The sequence below is a fragment of the Pseudomonas lalucatii genome (genome assembly GCF_018398425.1).
Lineage (GTDB): Bacteria > Pseudomonadota > Gammaproteobacteria > Pseudomonadales > Pseudomonadaceae > Aquipseudomonas > Aquipseudomonas lalucatii.
The window spans coordinates 984764-1003045 of sequence record NZ_JADPMV010000002.1 but is presented as its reverse complement, the minus strand read 5'-3'; the positions used below and the strand labels follow the sequence as shown (position 1 = coordinate 1003045).

Genomic DNA, 18282 nt, shown 5'->3' with positions numbered 1-18282 from the left:
TCGCCGCAGGCGTAACCCATCACAAATGCAACGAACTCGAGGAGAGAAGGGCGGATGAGCAAGTTCTGGAGCCCCTTCGTTAGGGACCTGGTGCCCTATGTGCCGGGTGAGCAGCCCAAGCTGAGCAGGCTGGTCAAGCTCAATACCAACGAGAACCCCTACGGCCCGTCGCCCAGGGCCCTCGCGGCGATGCAGGCCGAGCTGAACGACAGCCTGCGCCTGTATCCGGACCCCAATGGCGACCGGCTGAAGCAGGCGGTGGCCGACTACTACGGGATTCAGACCGATCAGGTGTTCGTCGGCAACGGCTCCGACGAGGTGCTGGCCCACGCCTTCCATGGCCTGTTCCAGCACGGCGAGCCGCTGCTGTTCCCGGACGTCACCTACAGCTTCTACCCGGTCTACTGCGGCCTGTACGGCATTCCCTTCGAGACCGTCGAGCTGGACGAGCGCTTCCAGATCCGCGTCGAGGACTACGCCCGGCCCAATGGCGGCATCATCTTCCCCAACCCCAATGCTCCAACCGGCTGCCTCCTGGCCCTGGAGGCCATCGAGCGACTGCTGCAGGCCAACCCGGACAGCGTGGTGCTGGTGGACGAGGCCTACATCGACTTCGGTGGGCAGAGCGCGATTGCCCTAGTCGACCGCTACCCGAACCTGCTGGTGACCCAGACCCTGTCCAAGTCGCGTTCCCTGGCCGGCCTGCGGGTCGGCCTGGCGGTCGGCCACCCCGAGCTGATCGAGGCGCTGGAGCGGATCAAGAACAGCTTCAACTCCTACCCCCTGGATCGCCTGGCGCTCGCCGGTGCGGCCGCGGCCTTCGAGGATCGCGCGTACTTCGACAAGACCTGCGCCGCGGTGATCGCCAGTCGCGAGGCGGTGGTGGTCGGTCTACAGGGCCTGGGCTTCGAGGTGCTGCCGTCGGCCGCCAACTTCGTCTTCGCCCGCCACCCGCAGCGCGATGCCGCCGAACTGGCAGCGCGGTTGCGCGAGCAGGGGGTGATAGTGCGCCACTTCAAGCAGGCGCGGATCGCCCAGTTCCTGCGCATCAGCATCGGTACGCCGGAGCAGAACCAGGCACTGCTGGATGCGCTGGGCGCACTCTAGGGTGCGGGCCTGCGGGTAAAACAAAGCCGGAGGCGCGCAAGCGGCTCCGGCTTTTTCGTTACGGCACGGCTGGTGCTCAGTTGCCGTTGGCCGGCGGGCGCATGCCGACCTCTGCGCTCAGGCGCAGCAACTCGGCGTTGCGGATGACCTCGATGCTGATGGTGTCGCCCGGCTTGGCGCGGGCCACCTGGTTCATCGAGCGGCGGCCGTCGCTGGCCGGCTCGCCGTCGATGCTCAGGATCAGGTCGCCGGGTTGCAGGCCAGCCTTCTGCGCCGGGCCATTGCGGTAGATGCCGGCGACGACGATGCCGGGCTGGCCGGCCAGGCCGAAGGACTCGGCCAGCTCCGGGGTCAGCGGCTGCACCTCGATGCCGAGCCAGCCGCGAATCACCTGGCCGTGCTCGATGATCGCCTGCATCACCTCCAGCGCCAGCTTCACCGGGATGGCGAAGCCGATGCCCTGGGAGCCGCCGGACTTGGAGAAGATCGCCGTGTTGATGCCCAGCAGGTTGCCGTGGGCATCGACCAGGGCGCCGCCGGAGTTGCCGGGGTTGATCGCCGCGTCGGTCTGGATGAAGTCCTCGTAGGTGTTCAGGCCCAGCTGGTTGCGCCCGGTGGCGCTGATGATGCCCATGGTCACGGTCTGGCCGACGCCGAAGGGGTTGCCGATGGCCAGGCTGACGTCGCCGATCTTGATGTCGTCCGAACGGCCGAGGGTGATGGCCGGCAGGTCCTTCAGGTCGATCTTCAGCACCGCCAGGTCGGTTTCCGGGTCGCTGCCGATGATCCGCGCCAGGGTCTCGCGGCCGTCCTTCAGGGCCACCACTATCTGGTCGGCGCCGCTGGTCACGTGGTTGTTGGTCAGCAGGTAGCCTTCCGGGCTCATGATCACCGCCGAACCCAGGCTGGATTCCATGCGCCGCTGCTTGGGCAGGTTGTCGCCGAAGAAACGGCGGAACTGCGGGTCCTCGAACAGCGGGTGAGTCGGTTTCTCGACGAACTTGGTGGTGTAGAGGTTGGCCACCGCCGGCGACGCCAGGTTCACCGCCTCGGCGTAGGACGCCGGGCCCTGCGCCAGACGACTGTAGATCGGCGCCTGGCGTAGCTGTACGTCCTGGCTGGGCAGGCCGACCCAGTGGGGGAACTGTTGAATGATCAGCAGTGCCGCCAGCACGCCGACCAGCAGTGGCCAGCCGAGAAATCGCAGGGCCTTGAACATCGATGAAAATCCTGAGGGTTGCGAGGGCCTTGGGGCCCCTTTAAGGTGCGCCATTATAGAGGGGCGCCCGCCAATAAATCAGCGCCCGGTAACAGTTGGAGAGAATCTGCATGGCCATTGCCCTGACGACCCTGGTGGAAGAGGCGCAGCGCTACCTGGATGCGGCGCGCATCGGCGACTACTGCCCGAACGGCCTGCAGGTCGAGGGCCGGCCGCAGGTGCGGCGCATCGTCAGCGGCGTCACCGCCAGCCAGGCGCTGGTCGATGCCGCGGTCGAGGCCGACGCCGATGTGCTGCTGGTGCACCACGGCTATTTCTGGAAGGGCGAGAACCCCTGCGTCGTCGGCATGAAGCAGCGCCGCCTGAAGGCCCTGCTGAGTCACGATATCAGCCTGCTGGCCTATCACCTGCCGCTGGACCTGCATCCAGAGGTCGGCAACAACGTGCAGCTGGCGCAACAGCTGGGGATCACCGTCGAGGGGCCGCTGGAGCCGGACAACCCGCGCACCGTCGGGCTGCTCGGCTCCCTGGCCGAGCCCATGAGCGCCCGTGATTTTGCCCGGCGGGTGGGGCAGGTGCTCGGCCGCGAGCCGCTGCTGGTCGAGGGGGCGGGCCTGGTCCGCCGGGTCGGCTGGTGCACCGGCGGCGGCCAGGGCTACATCGACCAGGCGATCGCCGCCGGGGTGGACCTGTACCTGACCGGGGAGGCTTCCGAGCAGACCGTCCATAGTGCCCGGGAGAACGGCATCAGCTTCATCGCCGCCGGTCACCACGCCACCGAGCGCTACGGTGTCCAGGCCCTGGGCGACTACCTGGCGCGGCGCTTCGCCCTGGAGCACCGCTTCATCGATTGTCCCAACCCGGTCTGAGCCAGGTGCGACAGGGGCGGGCGCCGCGCCCTTCCCCTGTCTCGGCATGGCCTGCCGGCCGGGGACTCCAGGGTGAGCGGGGGGGGCGGCGCGCCTCGGGCGTGCGAAACTGCCGGCATAAAGCTAGATTTTTTTGATCTAACTGCTCGCCTGTATAGAAGCTTGTGTCGTGCTAGAGTGCGGCCTCGTCCCCCCGGCCCGCCGGCCCAATCACTCAGCAATCCGTGAGTAGCCATGCTCGACAAACTGACGCACCTCAAACAGCTGGAGGCGGAGAGTATCCACATCATTCGTGAAGTGGCCGCCGAATTCGACAACCCGGTGATGCTCTATTCCATCGGTAAAGACTCCGCCGTGATGCTGCATCTGGCGCGCAAGGCGTTCTTTCCCGGCAAGCTGCCGTTCCCGGTGCTGCACGTCGATACCCGTTGGAAGTTTCAGGAGATGTACCGCTTCCGCGAGCAGATGGTCAACGAGTATGGACTGGACCTGCTCACCCACATCAACCCCGATGGTGTGGCCCAGGACATGAACCCCTTCACCTACGGCAGTGCCAAGCACACCGACGTGATGAAGACCGAGGGCCTCAAGCAGGCGCTGGACAAGTACGGCTTCGATGCCGCCTTCGGCGGTGCCCGGCGCGACGAGGAGAAGTCCCGGGCCAAGGAGCGCGTCTACTCCTTCCGCGACAGCAAGCACCGCTGGGACCCGAAGAACCAGCGCCCCGAGCTGTGGAACGTGTACAACGGCAAGGTCAAGAAGGGCGAGTCGATCCGCGTGTTCCCGCTGTCCAACTGGACCGAGCTGGACATCTGGCAGTACATCTACCTGGAGCAGATCCCGATCGTGCCGCTGTACTTCGCCGCCGAGCGCGAGGTGATCGAGAAGAACGGCACCCTGATCATGATCGACGACGAGCGCATCCTCGAGCACCTGTCGGACGAGGAGAAGGCCCGCATCACCAAGAAGATGGTGCGCTTCCGTACCCTCGGTTGCTACCCGCTGACCGGCGCGGTGGAATCCACCGCCACGACCCTGCCGGAGATCATCCAGGAGATGCTCCTGACCCGCACCTCGGAGCGCCAGGGCCGGGTCATCGACCACGACGCCGCCGGTTCGATGGAAGAGAAAAAACGCCAGGGCTACTTCTAAGGATTCCGCACCATGAGTCATCAGTCTGATTTGATCGGCGAGGACATCCTCGCCTACCTGGCCCAGCACGAACGCAAGGAACTGCTGCGCTTCCTCACCTGCGGCAACGTCGACGACGGCAAGAGCACCCTGATCGGGCGCCTGCTGCACGACTCCAAGATGATCTACGAGGATCACCTGGAGGCCATCACCCGCGACTCGAAGAAGGTCGGCACCACCGGCGAGGACGTCGATCTGGCGCTGCTGGTCGACGGCCTGCAGGCCGAGCGCGAGCAGGGCATCACCATCGACGTGGCCTACCGCTACTTCAGCACGGCCAAGCGCAAGTTCATCATCGCCGACACGCCGGGCCACGAGCAGTACACCCGCAACATGGCCACCGGCGCCTCGACCTGCGACCTGGCGATCATCCTGGTCGATGCGCGCTACGGCGTGCAGACCCAGACCAAGCGGCACAGCTTCATCACCTCGCTGCTGGGCATCAAGCACATAGTCGTCGCGGTCAACAAGATGGACCTCAAGGACTTCGATCAGGGCGTGTTCGAGCAGATCAAGGCCGACTACCTGAAGTTCGCCGAGCGTGTCGACCTCAAGCCGACCACCCTGCACTTCGTGCCGATGTCCGCGCTCAAGGGCGACAACGTGGTCAACAAGTCCGCGCGCTCGCCTTGGTACGAGGGCCAGTCCTTGATGGAGATCCTCGAGACCGTGGAGGTCGCCGGCGACCGCAACTTCGACGACATGCGCTTCCCGGTGCAGTACGTCAACCGGCCGAACCTGAACTTCCGCGGCTTCGCCGGCACCCTGGCCAGCGGCATCGTGCACAAGGGCGACGAGGTGGTGGTGTTGCCGTCGGGCAAGGGCAGCAGGGTCAAGTCCATCGTCACCTTCGAGGGCGAGCTGGAGCAGGCCGGGCCGGGCCAGGCGATCACCCTGACCCTGGAAGACGAGATCGACGTGTCCCGCGGCGACATGCTGGTGCATGCCGACAACCGTCCGCAGATCCGCGACAGCTTCGACGCCATGCTGGTATGGATGGCCGAGGAGCCGATGCTGCCGGGCAAGAAGTACGACATCAAGCGGGCCACCAGCTACGTGCCGGGGACCATCGCCACCATCGCCCACCGGGTCGATGTGAATACCTTGGAACAGGGCGCGGCCAGCAGCCTGCAGCTCAACGAGATCGGCAAGGTCAAGATCGCCCTGGATGCGCCGATCGCCCTCGACGGCTATGACTACAACCGCACCACCGGCGCTTTTATCGTGATCGATCGCCTGACCAACGGCACGGTCGGCGCCGGCATGATCGTGGCCGAGCCGCGCGCCGCGCAGAGCGTCCAGGGTCATCACGGCAAGTTGGCCCACGTCGCCACCGAGGAGCGCGCCGCACGCTTCGGCCAGCAGCCGGCCACCGTGCTGTTCAGCGGCCTGTCCGGCGCCGGCAAGAGCACCCTGGCCTACGCCGTGGAGCGCAAGCTGTTCGACATGGGCCGCGCGGTCTACGTGCTGGACGGCCAGAACCTGCGCCACGACCTGAACAAGGGCCTGCCCCAGGATCGCAGCGGGCGTACCGAGAACTGGCGTCGTGCCGCCCACGTGGCGCGGCAGTTCAACGAGGCCGGCCTGTTGACCCTGGCCGCCTTCGTCGCCCCGGACGCCGAGGGGCGCGAGCAGGCCAGGGCGCTGATCGGCGCCGAGCGCCTGATCACCGTGTACGTCCAGGCCTCGCCGCAGGCCTGCCGCGAGCGCGATCCGCAGGGCCTGTACGCCGCGGAGGGCGACAACATCCCGGGCGAGTCCTTCGCCTACGACGTGCCGCTGGATGCCGATCTGGTGATCGATACCCAGAGCCTGTCGGTGGAGGAGGGGGTCAAGCAAGTGCTGGCGCTGCTGCGCGAGCGCGGCGCGATCTAAGCGTCCGCCCGGCAACGAAAAAGCCCCGCTCTCGAGCGGGGCTTTTTCGTGTTGCGGACATCGGTGCGGGTGTTTCCGCTTGTGCCGGCAGGCGTTACTTCTTGTTCTTCAGGCCGTAGCTTTCGTCGAGCATGCCCGGTACATCGGCACTTTTCGGCGCATAGTCCTTGGGCATTTCCTGGTGCGCCGGCGCCTTCAGGCGCTCGCGCTTCTCGCCGCCCTCGCTGGCGAGCAGGGTGGCCAGCAGGCGCTGCCGGGTCAGCTCGTCCAGGGCCAGGCGGTTGGCGCCTTCGGACAGGTGCTGTTGCACCTCCTGCTGGCTCTGGCTGAGCTTCTTCACCAGGCTGGCGGTGGTGTTGAAGTGGGTCACCACCTCGCTCTGGTAGGCGTCGAAGCGCGACTGGATTTCGTCCAGCCGGCGCTGCGTGCGGTTTGGCGCCGCATTGGGGGCCAGGCGGGCGATCAGGAAGCCGATGGCGACACCGACTACCAGGGTGAGGGCTGGCACCAGCCAGGCTGTGAGTGTCTGTTCCACGAGTCCTTCCTCTCTAAACGGCTTTGCTTTACGTTAACGGCTCGAACCTGCGCTGTATACCGCAATGCAATGCCCGGATGTGTGCGGCGCAGGCTGTCAGCTAGACGTGTCGACCCTGCCTGGGGTCACGGAGTTAACCGTTGCTCAGTCGCGAAACCCCTCTCTTCATCGATGGCCCCTGCGGCCAGCTGGAAGCCCTGTCCCTCGCCGTGGCCGACGCCCGGGGCGTGGCGTTGATCTGCCACCCCAATCCGGTGCAGGGCGGCACCATGCTCAACAAGGTGGTCTCGACCCTGCAGCGCACCGCCCGCGACGCCGGCCTGGCCACGCTGCGCTTCAACTACCGGGGCGTCGGTGCCAGCGCCGGCAGCCATGACCTGGGCGGCGGCGAGATCGACGACGCCGAGGCCGCGGCGCAGTGGTTGCGTGACCGGTATCCGCAGCTGCCCCTGACCCTGCTGGGCTTCTCCTTCGGCGGTTTCGTCGCCGCCAGCCTGGGCGCCCGCCTGGAACACCAGGGTATCGAGCCGGCCCACCTGTTCATGGTGGCGCCAGCGGTGCAGCGCCTGAGCGCCGAGCACCCGGCGGCCGCGCGCTGCCCGCTGACCCTGATCCAGCCGGAGGACGACGAGGTGATCGAGGCGCAGGCGGTGTATGACTGGTCGGCGGCGCTGCAGCGTCCCCATGAGCTGCTGAAAGTGGCAGAATGCGGGCACTTTTTTCACGGCAAGCTGACCGACCTCAAGGAACTGCTCGCGCCGCGACTCTGACTTTCGATTGCCGCCTGCCAGGCGCCTCAGACAACAAGCGAACGCCATGACCACTCGTATCCTCACCGGCATCACCACCACCGGCACCCCCCATCTGGGCAACTACGCCGGCGCCATCCGCCCGGCCATAGTCGCCAGCCGCGCCGCGGATGCCGATTCCTTCTACTTCCTGGCCGACTACCACGCCCTGATCAAATGCGACGACCCGGCGCGCATCCAGCGTTCGCGTTTGGAGATCGCCGCCACCTGGCTGGCCTGTGGCCTGGACGTCGACAGGGCGACCTTCTACCGCCAGTCCGACATCCCCGAGATCCCCGAGCTGTGCTGGCTGCTGACCTGCGTCGCCGGCAAGGGCCTGCTCAACCGCGCCCACGCCTACAAGGCCTCGGTGGACAAGAATGTCGAGGCCGGCGAGGACCCGGATGCCGGCGTGACCATGGGCCTGTTCAGCTACCCGGTGCTGATGGCGGCGGACATCCTGATGTTCAACGCGCACCGGGTGCCGGTCGGCCGCGACCAGATCCAGCACGTGGAGATGGCCCGCGACATCGCCCAGCGCTTTAACCACCTGTTCGGCCAGGGCAGGGAGCTGTTCACCCTGCCCGAGGCGGTGATCGAGGAAGACGTGGCGACCCTGCCGGGCCTTGACGGGCGCAAGATGAGCAAGAGCTACGACAACACCATCCCCTTGTTCGGCAGCGCCAAGCAGCTCAAGGACGCCGTCGCCCGCATCGTCACCGACTCGCGCGCCCCGGGCGAGGCCAAGGACCCGGACAGCGCCCACCTGTTCACCCTCTACCAGGCCTTCGCCACGCCGGCGCAGCAGGCCGCGTTCCGCGCCGAGCTGCTGGACGGGCTGGCCTGGGGCGAGGCCAAGCAGCGCCTGTTCCAGCTGCTCGACGGCGAGCTGGGCGAGGCCCGCGAGCGCTACCAGGCGCTGATCGCCAAACCGGGCGACCTGGAGGACGTGCTGCAGGCCGGCGCGGCCAAGGCGCGCAGGATAGCCACGCCCTTCCTCGGCGAACTGCGCGAGGCGGTCGGCCTGCGCTCGTTCCGCGAACAGGTGCAGGTCGCCGCCAGCGCCAAGAAGAAGGCGGCCAAGAGCGCGCGCTTCGTCAGCTTCCGCGAGCAGGACGGCAGCTTCCGTTTTCGCTTTCTCTCCGCCGAGGGCGATGAACTGCTGCTCTCGCGCCCGTTCGCCGATCCCAAGCTGGTCGGCGCCATCAGCCAGAGGCTGGTTGCCCAGGGCCCCGACGCCCTGGAGCTGCGCGAGGACGAGGGCGACCAGTTCACCCTCTGGCTGGACGGCGAGTGCCTGGCCGACAGCCCGGCCTATCCCGATCCCGAGGAGCTGGACGCGGCCATGCTGCGCCTGCGCGACGCCATCGCTGGGCTGGCCGGCTAGGTCATCCGCAGTCGCCGTCTCGCTCGTGCGGGGCGGCGACGTGGCCGGGCCGTCGTCGCCATGGGCGATGCTCTCGATTGCCAAGCGCGGAGGGCGTCGCTAAAGTGTCGGCCCCATTTTTGTTGCCCAGCTAACGAATATGACACCCCTAGAGCGCTACCAGGCAGACCTCAAACGCCCCGACTTCTTCCATGACGCGGCCCAGGAAACTGCGGTGCGCCACCTGCAGCGCCTATACGACGACCTGATCGCCGGCGAGGCGAGCAAGCCCGGGCTGTTCGGCAAGCTGTTCGCCCGCAGGCCCCAGGGGCCGGTCAAGGGCCTGTACTTCTGGGGCGGGGTCGGACGCGGCAAGACCTACCTGGTCGACACCTTCTTCGATGCGCTGCCGTTCGAGCAGAAGATGCGCACCCACTTCCACCGCTTCATGAAGCGGGTGCACGAGGAAATGAAGACCCTCAAGGGCGAGAAGAACCCGCTGGTGATCATCGGCAAGCGGTTCGCCGACGAGGCGCGGGTGATCTGCTTCGACGAGTTCTTCGTCTCCGACATCACCGACGCGATGATCCTCGCCACCCTGCTGGACGAGTTGTTCAAGAACGGCGTGAGCCTGGTGGCGACCTCCAACATCGTGCCGGACGGCCTGTACAAGGACGGCCTGCAGCGCGCGCGCTTCCTGCCGGCCATCGCCCTGCTCAAGGAGCACACCGAGATCGTCAACGTCGACAGCGGCGTCGACTACCGCCTGCGCGCCCTGGAGCAGGCCGAACTGTTCCACTGGCCGCTGGATGCGGCGGCCGAGGAGAGCCTGGACAAGAGCTTCAGCAGCCTGCTGCCCGAGCACTGCACGGTGCAGGAGAACGAGGCGCTGATGATCGAGAATCGGCCGATCACCGCGCGCAAGGTCGGCGACGACGTGGCCTGGTTCGAGTTCCGCGAGCTGTGCGACGGTCCGCGCAGCCAGAACGACTACATCGAGCTGGGCAAGATCTTCCACGCCGTGCTGCTGGCCAATGTCGAGCAGATGGGCGTGGCCAAGGACGACATGGCGCGGCGCTTCATCAACCTGGTGGACGAGTTCTACGACCGCAACGTCAAGCTGATCATCTCCGCCGAGGTCGAGCTCAAGGACCTCTATACCGGCGGCCGCCTGACCTTCGAGTTTCAGCGCACCCTCAGCCGCCTGCTGGAGATGCAGTCCCACGAGTTCCTGGCGCGGCCGCACAAGCCCTGAGCGCCCGAGCGTACAAGGAGGCTGCCCGCGGGTGGCCTTTTTTGTGCGCGGGCCTAGGCGTGGGTGTCCTTGTGCTGGAACTGCCGGCGGTACTGGTTGGGCGACAGCGTGGTGTGCTGGCGGAATAGCCGGGCGAAGAAGCTGGCGTCGTCATAGCCGACTTCGTAGCTGATGGTCTTGATGCTCTTGCGGGTGGCGCTGAGCAGGCCCTTGGCCGTCTCGATGCGCAGGCGCTGCAGGTAATGCAGGGGCTTGTCGCCGGTGGCGGCCTGAAAGCGGCGCATGAAGTTGCGGATGCTCATGCCGTGTTCGCGGGACACGTCCTCGAAGCGGAACTTGTCGCAGAAGTGCTCCTCCAGCCACTGCTGGATCTGCAGTATGGTCAGGTCGTGGTGCAGTTTCTGCCCGCCGAAGCCGATGCGCCCGGGGGTATAGCTGCGCTGCACCTCATAGAGGATGTCGCGGGCCACGCCCTGGGCCACGCCGGCGCCGCAGAAGCGTTCGATCAGGTAGATGTACAGGTCGCAGGCCGAGGTGACGCCGCCGGCGCAGTACAGGTTGTCGGCATCGGACAGGTGCTTGTCCTGGTTGAGCTGCACCTTGGGAAAACGCTCGGTGAACTCGTTGAAGAAGCGCCAGTAGGTGGTCGCCTCCTTGCCGTCGAGCAGGCCGGCCTGGGCCATCCAGAACACCCCGGTGGCTTCGCCGCAGATGGCGCTGCCGGCGGCGTGGCGCGTGCGGAGCCAGTCCAGCACCTGGGGATGGCGCTGGCAGAGGGCGTCGAAATCGTCCCAGAAGGCTGGCAGGATGATCACGTCGGCGCTTTCCAGTGGGCCGTCCACAGGAATCAGCACATCGCTGAAGCTGCGCACCGGCTGGCCGTCCGGGCTGACCAGGCGGATCTCGAAGGAGGGCGTCAGGCCGCGGCCCAGTTGCTTGCCATGGCGCAGGCTGGCCATGTGGAAGAAATCCTTGGCCTGCATCAGGGTCGAGGCGAAGACCCCCTCGGTGGCGAGGATGCTGACGCGCTTGAGTGGCTCGGGCGATGGGTTGGGCATAGGCTGATTCTTGTTAGGGCTAAGTGGTCAAGTAACGGCTGGATCGTCTTATTTATTGGCGCTTGTGTCCAGTGCGACCAAGCGTTTGCTTGGCTAGAGTCGAGGTCATCCAAACCTACCTTCTATGTCAGGTGCCAAGATGATCCCCAGAACCCTGTTCAGTTCCGACCATGAGCTGTTTCGCGACAGCGTGCGCAAGTTCCTCGAGCAGGAGGCGGTGCCCTTCCATCGGCAGTGGGAGAAGGACGGTCATGTCGATCGCCGCCTGTGGAACAAGGCCGGGGAGGCGGGGATGCTCTGCTCGCACATCCCGGAAGAGTACGGCGGCATGGGGGCGGACTTCCTCTACAGCGCGGTGGTGATCGAGGAGGTCGGCCGGCTCGGTTTGACCGGAATCGGCTTCTCCCTGCACTCGGACATCGTCGCCCCCTACATCCTGCATTACGGTTCCGAGGCGCTGAAGCACAAGTACCTGCCCAGGCTGGCGTCCGGCGAGCTGGTCAGCGCCATCGCCATGACCGAGCCGGGCGCCGGCTCCGACCTGCAGGGGGTCAAGACCACCGCGGTGCTGGAGGGCGACGAGTACGTGATCAACGGCTCGAAGACCTTCATCACCAACGGCTATCTGGCGGACCTGGTGATCGTGGTGGCCAAGACCGACCCGCAGGCGGGGGCCAAGGGCACCAGCCTGTTCCTGGTCGAGGCCGACACCCCGGGGTTCGCCAAGGGCAAGCGCCTGGAGAAGGTCGGCATGAAGGCGCAGGACACCTCCGAGCTGTTCTTCCAGGACGTGCGGGTACCCAAGGAGAACCTGTTGGGGCAGGCCGGCATGGGCTTCGCCTATCTGATGCAGGAGTTGCCCCAGGAGCGCCTGACCGTCGGCGTTAGCGCCCTGGCCTCGGCCGAGGCGGCGCTGCAGTGGACCCTGGACTATACCCGCGGGCGCAAGGCGTTCGGCAAGGCCATCGCCGAGTTCCAGAACACCCGCTTCAAGCTGGCGGAGATGGCCACCGAGATCCAGGTGGGTCGGGTGTTCGTCGACCGCTGCCTGGAGCTGCACCTGCAGGGCAAGCTGGATGTGCCGACCGCGGCGATGCTCAAGTACTGGGGCACCGATCTGCAGTGCAAGGTGCTGGACGAGTGCGTGCAGCTGCACGGCGGCTACGGCTTCATGTGGGAGTACCCGGTGGCGCGGGCCTGGGCCGATGCCCGGGTGCAGCGCATCTATGCCGGCACCAACGAGATCATGAAGGAAATCGTCGCCCGTTCCCTGTAGGGCGCGGCCGCCAAGGAGAGGCCCGGCGCAGGCCGGGCTTTCTCGTCGCGCCCGCGCGGTTGGCGTCAGGGCGCCGGGTTCGGCTGCGACCTGTGGATGGCCTCGATGCCGGCCAGGACCTCGTCGCCGAGCGCCAGCTCGATGCTGGTCAGATCGGCTTCCAGCTGTTCCGGGGTGGTCGCGCCAATGATGGTGCTGGTGACGAAGGGCTGGGCGGTGACGAAGGCCAGGGCCATCTGCGCCGGGTCCAGGTCGTGCGCGCGGGCCAGGGCCACATAGCGCGAGCAGGCGGCCCGCGCCTGCGGGTTGGTGTAGCGGGTGAAGCGGCTGAACAGGCTGAGCCTGGCGTTGGCCGGTTGCGCGCCGTTCTCGTACTTGCCCGACAGCATGCCGAAGGCCAGGGGCGAGTAGGCCAGCAGGCCGCACTGCTCGCGGATGGCGATCTCCGCCAGGCCGACCTCGAAGCTGCGGTTGAGCAGGTTGTAGGGGTTCTGGATCGACACCGTGCGCGGCCAGCCGCGGCTCTCGGCCAGTTGCAGAAATCTCATCGTGCCCCAGGAGGTCTCGTTGGACAGGCCGATCTGGCGGATCTTGCCGGCCCTGACCTGCCCGTCCAGCGCCTCCAGGGTTTCCTCCAGCGGGGTGAAGGCGCTGTCCTGGTGGCGGTAGCCGAGTTGGCCGAAGAAGTTGGTCGAGCGTTCCGGCCAGTGCAGCTGGTACAGGTCGATCCAGTCGGTCTGCAGGCGCTTGAGGCTGGCATCCAGGGCGGCGACTATGTGCGCGCGGTCGTGCTTGAGTCGGCCGTCGCGAATGTAGTCGATGCCGTTGCCGGGGCCGGCGATCTTGCTCGCCAGCACCCAGTCGCCGCGGCCGCCGTGCTGGCGCAGGTAGTCGCCGATGATCTGTTCGGTCCTGCCGTAGGTCTCGGCGCGTGGCGGTACCGGGTACATCTCGGCGGTGTCGATGAAGTTGACGCCGTGGGCCTTGGCCCGCGCGACCTGCGCAAAGGCGTCGCGGGCGTCGTTCTGTTCGCCCCAGGTCATGGTGCCCAGGCACAGGGCGCTGACCCGAATATCGGTTCGGTCAAGCTGGCGATATTGCATGGAGTGCTCCTTCTGCGAGGGGCACCATACAAGCAGGTTGAATTTATTCGCGCAATCTGCATAATTGCGCACCTCTTTCTGCAGTGGAAGTGATGCGCCGCCTGCCGAAGAATCTTGCCGTGTTACGGACGCGCTGACCCGAGCCCCCGACAGCGTCTGTGTTCGGCTGCCTTTGACTTGTCAAAGTACGCACTATTCAGTAAGATCCGCCGTCTTATTTATCAGGGCGGCCCCTGAGGCTATAAAGAATGAAGACTTTTACTGCTAAACCGGAAACAGTAAAGCGCGACTGGTTCGTCGTCGACGCTGCTGGTCAGACCCTGGGTCGTCTGGCTACCGAAATTGCCACCCGTCTGCGTGGCAAGCACAAGCCCGAGTACACTCCGCACGTTGATACCGGCGACTACATCGTCGTGATCAATGCCGAGCAGGTGCGTGTCACCGGTGCCAAGACCACCGACAAGATGTACTACTCTCACTCCGGTTTCCCGGGCGGCATCAAGTCGATCAACTTCGAGAAGCTGATCGCCAAGGCGCCTGAGCGTGTGATCGAGACCGCGGTTAAAGGCATGCTGCCGAAGAACCCGCTGGGTCGCGACATGTACCGTAAGCTGAAGGTGTACAAGGGTGCCGCTCACCCGCACACCGCTCAGCAGCCCCAAGAACTGAAGATTTAACGGAATAGTTCATTATGTCGGCGACTCAAAATTACGGCACTGGCCGTCGCAAGACTGCAACCGCTCGCGTATTTCTGCGTCCGGGTACTGGCAGCATCTCCATCAACAACCGCACCCTGGACACCTTCTTCGGTCGTGAAACTGCCCGCATGGTAGTTCGCCAGCCGCTGGAGCTGACCGAGACCACCGAGAAGTTCGACATCTTCGTCACCGTCATCGGTGGTGGTGTGAGCGGTCAGGCTGGTGCGATCCGTCACGGTATCACCCGCGCCCTGATCCAGTATGACGAGACCCTGCGCAGCTCGCTGCGTAAGGCCGGTTTCGTGACTCGCGATGCCCGTGAAGTCGAGCGTAAGAAGGTTGGCCTGCGCAAGGCGCGTAAGCGTCCGCAGTACTCCAAGCGTTAATTCGCTATCTGCGTTCAAAAGCGCCCAGTTTCCTTACGGAGCTGGGCGTTTTTTATGGGCGCTCGGCTGTTCTGCGACATCATGCCGCAGTCCTGGAGGCCGCGCCCTGCAAGGTGTTGAGAGGCTTCAGGCGGGGTAATTACCTTGTCAGAAAAGGGGCTTTTCTTTACCATTTGGCGAATTTTTTGCGCTACCCGATTTTTACCTAGTAGAGGCCTGAACAACAGGCCACAAAGCTGATGGGAGACGACTGAATGAGCAATGACGGCGTGAATGCAGGCCGGCGTCGCTTCTTGGTGGCAGCCACTTCTGTGGTGGGTGCTGCTGGAGCGGTGGGTGCCGCGGTCCCGTTCGTGGGGTCATGGTTCCCGAGCGCCAAGGCCAAGGCTGCCGGTGCACCTGTAAAGGTGAACGTCAGCAAGATCGAGCCGGGCCAGCAGATGGTTGCCGAATGGCGGGGGCAGCCGGTGTTCATCGTGCGCCGTACCGAGGAGATCCTGGGTAACCTGGTCAAGCTCGAGCCGCAATTGGCTGATATAGACTCCCAGGCGTCCGTGCAGCCGACCTATGTCGATCCGAAGACCCGTTCGATCAAGCCGGAAGTGTTGCTGCTGGTCGGCCTGTGCACCCACCTGGGCTGCTCGCCGTCCTTCCGCCCGGAAGTGGCGCCTGCCGATCTCGGGGCCGAGTGGGTAGGTGGCTACTTCTGCCCGTGCCACGGTTCCCGCTACGACCTCGCCGGCCGTGTCTACAAGGCGCAGCCTGCCCCCTTGAACCTGCCGGTACCGCCGCACATGTACGAGTCGGATGATGTGATCGTCATCGGTGTGGATCAGGAGCAAGCATGATGAGCAAATTCATGGAGTGGATGGATGCGCGCTTCCCCGCGACCAAGATGTGGGAAGACCATCTGAGCAAGTACTACGCGCCGAAGAACTTCAACTTCTTCTACTTCTTCGGCTCGCTGGCCCTGCTGGTGCTGGTCAATCAGATCGTCACCGGTATCTGGCTGACCATGAGCTTCACCCCGTCGGCCGAGGAGGCGTTCGCCTCGGTCGAGTACATCATGCGCGATGTCGAGTACGGCTGGATTCTGCGCTACCTGCACTCCACCGGCGCCTCGGCGTTCTTCGTCGTGGTCTACCTGCACATGTTCCGTGGCCTGCTCTATGGCTCCTACCAGAAGCCGCGCGAGCTGGTGTGGATCTTCGGCATGCTGATCTACCTGCTGCTGATGGCGGAAGCCTTCATGGGCTACCTGCTGCCGTGGGGGCAGATGTCCTACTGGGGTGCCCAGGTGATCATCTCGCTGTTCGGCGCCATCCCGGTGATCGGCGACGACCTGACCCAGTGGATCCGTGGTGACTACCTGATTTCCGGGATCACCCTGAACCGTTTCTTCGCCCTGCACGTCGTGGCGCTGCCGATCGTGATTCTCGGCCTGGTGGTGCTGCACATCCTGGCACTGCATGAGGTGGGTTCGAACAACCCGGACGGCGTCGACATCAAGAAGAAGAAGGACGAGAACGGCGTACCGCTGGACGGCATCGCCTTCCACCCCTATTACACCGTGAAGGATATCGTCGGTGTGGTGGTGTTCCTGTTCATCTTCTGCTTCGTGGTGTTCTTCTTCCCGGAAATGGGCGGTTACTTCCTGGAGAAGCCCAACTTCGAGCAGGCCAACCCGTTCAAGACCCCCGAGCACATCGCGCCGGTGTGGTACTTCACCCCGTTCTACGCGATCCTGCGTGCCGTTCCGGACAAGCTGCTCGGCGTGATCGCCATGGGCGCGGCCATCGCGGTGCTGTTCGTGCTGCCCTGGCTGGACCGTAGCCCAGTCAAGTCGATGCGCTACAAGGGCTGGATGAGCAAGATCTGGTTGCTGGTGTTCTGCGTGTCCTTCGTCATCCTGGGCGTCCTGGGTGTGCTGGCGCCGACTCCCGGCCGTACGCTGCTGTCGCAGGTGTGTACCTTCCTGTACTTCGCGTACTTCATCCTGATGCCGTTCTACACCAGGATGGAAAAAACCAAACCGGTTCCGGAAAGGGTGACAGGCTGATGAAGAAGCTATTCGCTGCACTGATTTTCGCTGCAATGCCTGCCCTGGCTCTGGGGGCGGGCGGCAACTATCCGCTGGACAAGGTCGATATCGATCTGACCGACAAGGCGGCCATGCAGGACGGTCTGCGTACCTTCGCCAACTACTGCATGGGCTGCCATGCGGCCAAGTTCCAGCGCTACGAGCGGGTTGCCGATGACCTCGGCATTCCCCATGAGCTGATGCTGGACAATCTGGTGTTCAACGATGCCAAGATCGGCGACCACATGAAGATCGGCATGAAGCCCGAGGACGCCAAGACCTGGTTCGGCGCGGCGCCGCCGGATCTGACCCTGGTCGCTCGCGTGCGTGGCACCGACTGGCTGTATACCTACCTGCGCACCTTCTACGAAGACCCGAGCCGTCCGCTGGGGGCGAACAACAAGGTCTTCCCGAACGTCGGCATGCCGAACGTGCTGGCCGAGCTGCAGGGGCGCCAGTACATCGGTTGCAAGCAGGTGCAGGTGGTCGAGGACGGCAAGAAGCAGTTCGATCCGCTGACCGGCACGCCCATCACGCACGAGGCCTGCGATCAACTCACCATCGAGCCGAAGACCGGTGAGTTGACCGAGGAGCAGTTCGACGAGAAGATCAAGAACCTGGTGACCTTCCTGGCCTACTCGGCCAACCCGGTCAAGCTGGAGAGTCAGCGCATCGGTACCTATGTGCTGCTGTACCTGGCCTTCTTCTTCGTGTTCGCCTACCTGCTCAAGCGTGAATACTGGAAGGACGTGCATTAACATCGTCACAGCTTCCGTCACTGACCTGCGCGCCCTCCTGGGCGCGCAGGTCTTTCTGCTTCAGATAACTTTTATAAGCGAGGAGGATCGCCATGGGCGTGACCAATAGGTTGGCCTGTTATTCCGACCCCGCCGACCACTACTCCCACCGTGTACGTATCGTGCTCGCCGAGAAGGGTGTCGGCGCCGAGATCATCAGTGTCGAGCCGGGCCGCTGCCCGCCTCAGCTGCTGGAGGTCAATCCCTATGCCAGCCTGCCGACCCTGGTCGACCGCGATCTGGCGCTGTACGAGTCGACGGTGGTGATGGAGTATCTGGATGAGCGCTACCCCCATCCGCCGCTGCTGCCGGTCTATCCGGTGGCCCGGGCCAACAGTCGCCTGTTGATCCATCGCATTCAGCGGGACTGGTGTGCGCTGGTGGATCTGATTCTCGATCCGCGCAGCAAGGAGCCGGCCCGGGTGCAGGCGCGCAAGGAATTGCGCGAAAGCCTGACCGGTGTCTCGCCGTTGTTCGCCGACAAGCCGTACTTCCTCAGCGAGGAGTTGAGCCTGGTGGACTGCTGCCTGCTGCCGATCCTCTGGCGCCTGCCGCTGCTGGGGATCGAGCTGCCGAAGCCGGCCAAGCCGTTGCTCGATTACATGGAGCGCCAGTTCGCCCGCGAGGGTTTTCGCGCCAGTCTGTCCGCCGCCGAGCGCGAGATGCGTTAATTGAGGAG

At 65.0% G+C, this 18282-nt stretch carries 18 protein-coding genes; 14 read left to right on the top strand and 4 right to left on the bottom strand.

The genetic code is table 11. The annotated features are described in order from the left end of the window. Nucleotides 1-54 precede the first annotated feature (54 nt). A complete protein-coding gene (hisC, locus tag I0D00_RS18110) occupies nt 55-1107 on the top strand; it encodes a histidinol-phosphate transaminase (protein ID WP_213641203.1) in 1053 nt (350 codons plus the stop codon). Between the two features lie 76 nt (nt 1108-1183). On the opposite strand, the gene algW is transcribed toward hisC, so the two are convergent. Further along, nucleotides 1184-2326: a Do family serine endopeptidase AlgW gene (gene algW / locus I0D00_RS18105; RefSeq protein WP_213641202.1), complete on the bottom strand. Its 1143-nt coding sequence runs from the start codon at nt 2324-2326 to the stop codon at nt 1184-1186. 110 nt (nt 2327-2436) lie between these two features. Between algW and I0D00_RS18100 the strand changes: the two genes are divergently transcribed. From I0D00_RS18100 to cysN, 3 genes are all read left to right on the top strand, one after another. Beyond that, a complete protein-coding gene (locus I0D00_RS18100; protein WP_213641201.1) occupies nt 2437-3195 on the top strand; it encodes a Nif3-like dinuclear metal center hexameric protein in 759 nt (252 codons plus the stop codon). A gap of 234 nt (nt 3196-3429) precedes the next feature. Further along, nucleotides 3430-4347 (top strand): sulfate adenylyltransferase subunit CysD, encoded by a 918-nt coding sequence (cysD, locus tag I0D00_RS18095; protein ID WP_213641200.1) that lies wholly within the window; start codon nt 3430-3432, stop codon nt 4345-4347. 12 nt (nt 4348-4359) lie between these two features. Then, complete coding sequence (cysN, locus tag I0D00_RS18090) at nt 4360-6261, top strand: sulfate adenylyltransferase subunit CysN (RefSeq protein WP_213641199.1); 1902 nt, start codon at nt 4360-4362, stop codon at nt 6259-6261. A gap of 94 nt (nt 6262-6355) precedes the next feature. Here the strand turns inward: cysN and I0D00_RS18085 are convergent, their stop codons facing one another. Next, complete coding sequence (locus I0D00_RS18085) at nt 6356-6796, bottom strand: Z-ring associated ZapG family protein (RefSeq protein ID WP_213641198.1); 441 nt, start codon at nt 6794-6796, stop codon at nt 6356-6358. A gap of 140 nt (nt 6797-6936) precedes the next feature. Between I0D00_RS18085 and I0D00_RS18080 the strand changes: the two genes are divergently transcribed. The 3 genes from I0D00_RS18080 to zapE all read left to right on the top strand — a co-directional run bounded on the left by I0D00_RS18080 (nt 6937) and on the right by zapE (nt 10205). Further along, entirely contained in the window at nt 6937-7566 is a 630-nt protein-coding gene (locus I0D00_RS18080) for an alpha/beta hydrolase (protein WP_213641197.1), read from the top strand. Between the two features lie 46 nt (nt 7567-7612). After that, nucleotides 7613-8971, top strand: coding sequence for a tryptophan--tRNA ligase (locus tag I0D00_RS18075; RefSeq protein WP_213641196.1), 1359 nt, complete (start codon nt 7613-7615; stop codon nt 8969-8971). A gap of 139 nt (nt 8972-9110) precedes the next feature. Further along, nucleotides 9111-10205, top strand: coding sequence for a cell division protein ZapE (gene zapE, locus I0D00_RS18070; RefSeq protein ID WP_213641195.1), 1095 nt, complete (start codon nt 9111-9113; stop codon nt 10203-10205). A gap of 53 nt (nt 10206-10258) precedes the next feature. Here the strand turns inward: zapE and I0D00_RS18065 are convergent, their stop codons facing one another. Continuing rightward, entirely contained in the window at nt 10259-11164 is a 906-nt protein-coding gene (locus I0D00_RS18065) for a GlxA family transcriptional regulator (protein WP_213641824.1), read from the bottom strand. Nucleotides 11165-11402: 238 nt separating this feature from the next. On the opposite strand from I0D00_RS18065, the gene I0D00_RS18060 reads away from it, so the two are divergent. Further along, complete coding sequence (locus tag I0D00_RS18060; RefSeq protein WP_213641194.1) at nt 11403-12539, top strand: acyl-CoA dehydrogenase family protein; 1137 nt, start codon at nt 11403-11405, stop codon at nt 12537-12539. 65 nt (nt 12540-12604) lie between these two features. Here the strand turns inward: I0D00_RS18060 and I0D00_RS18055 are convergent, their stop codons facing one another. Further along, nucleotides 12605-13642 carry an NADP(H)-dependent aldo-keto reductase gene (locus tag I0D00_RS18055; RefSeq protein WP_213641193.1) on the bottom strand — a complete coding sequence of 346 codons (1038 nt, stop codon included), beginning with the start codon at nt 13640-13642 and terminating at the stop codon, nt 12605-12607. Nucleotides 13643-13890: 248 nt separating this feature from the next. Here I0D00_RS18055 and rplM point away from each other — a divergent pair, with 248 nt between their 5' ends. The 6 genes from rplM to I0D00_RS18025 all read left to right on the top strand — a co-directional run bounded on the left by rplM (nt 13891) and on the right by I0D00_RS18025 (nt 18274). Further along, nucleotides 13891-14319 (top strand): 50S ribosomal protein L13, encoded by a 429-nt coding sequence (gene rplM, locus I0D00_RS18050; protein ID WP_213641192.1) that lies wholly within the window; start codon nt 13891-13893, stop codon nt 14317-14319. Between the two features lie 14 nt (nt 14320-14333). Continuing rightward, the gene (gene rpsI, locus I0D00_RS18045) at nt 14334-14726 is read left to right on the top strand and encodes a 30S ribosomal protein S9 (protein ID WP_213641191.1); all 393 of its coding nucleotides are present in this window, start codon (nt 14334-14336) and stop codon (nt 14724-14726) included. Nucleotides 14727-14980: 254 nt separating this feature from the next. After that, nucleotides 14981-15574, top strand: coding sequence for a ubiquinol-cytochrome c reductase iron-sulfur subunit (gene petA, locus I0D00_RS18040; RefSeq protein ID WP_213641190.1), 594 nt, complete (start codon nt 14981-14983; stop codon nt 15572-15574). Further along, a complete protein-coding gene (locus tag I0D00_RS18035) occupies nt 15574-16785 on the top strand; it encodes a cytochrome b (protein WP_213641823.1) in 1212 nt (403 codons plus the stop codon). Before petA ends, I0D00_RS18035 begins: the two co-directional genes overlap by 1 nt. Continuing rightward, nucleotides 16785-17564 (top strand): cytochrome c1, encoded by a 780-nt coding sequence (locus I0D00_RS18030; RefSeq protein WP_213641189.1) that lies wholly within the window; start codon nt 16785-16787, stop codon nt 17562-17564. The genes I0D00_RS18035 and I0D00_RS18030 overlap by 1 nt, the downstream gene beginning before the upstream one ends. Nucleotides 17565-17656: 92 nt before the next feature. Next, a complete protein-coding gene (locus I0D00_RS18025; protein WP_213641188.1) occupies nt 17657-18274 on the top strand; it encodes a glutathione S-transferase N-terminal domain-containing protein in 618 nt (205 codons plus the stop codon). Nucleotides 18275-18282 lie beyond the last annotated feature (8 nt).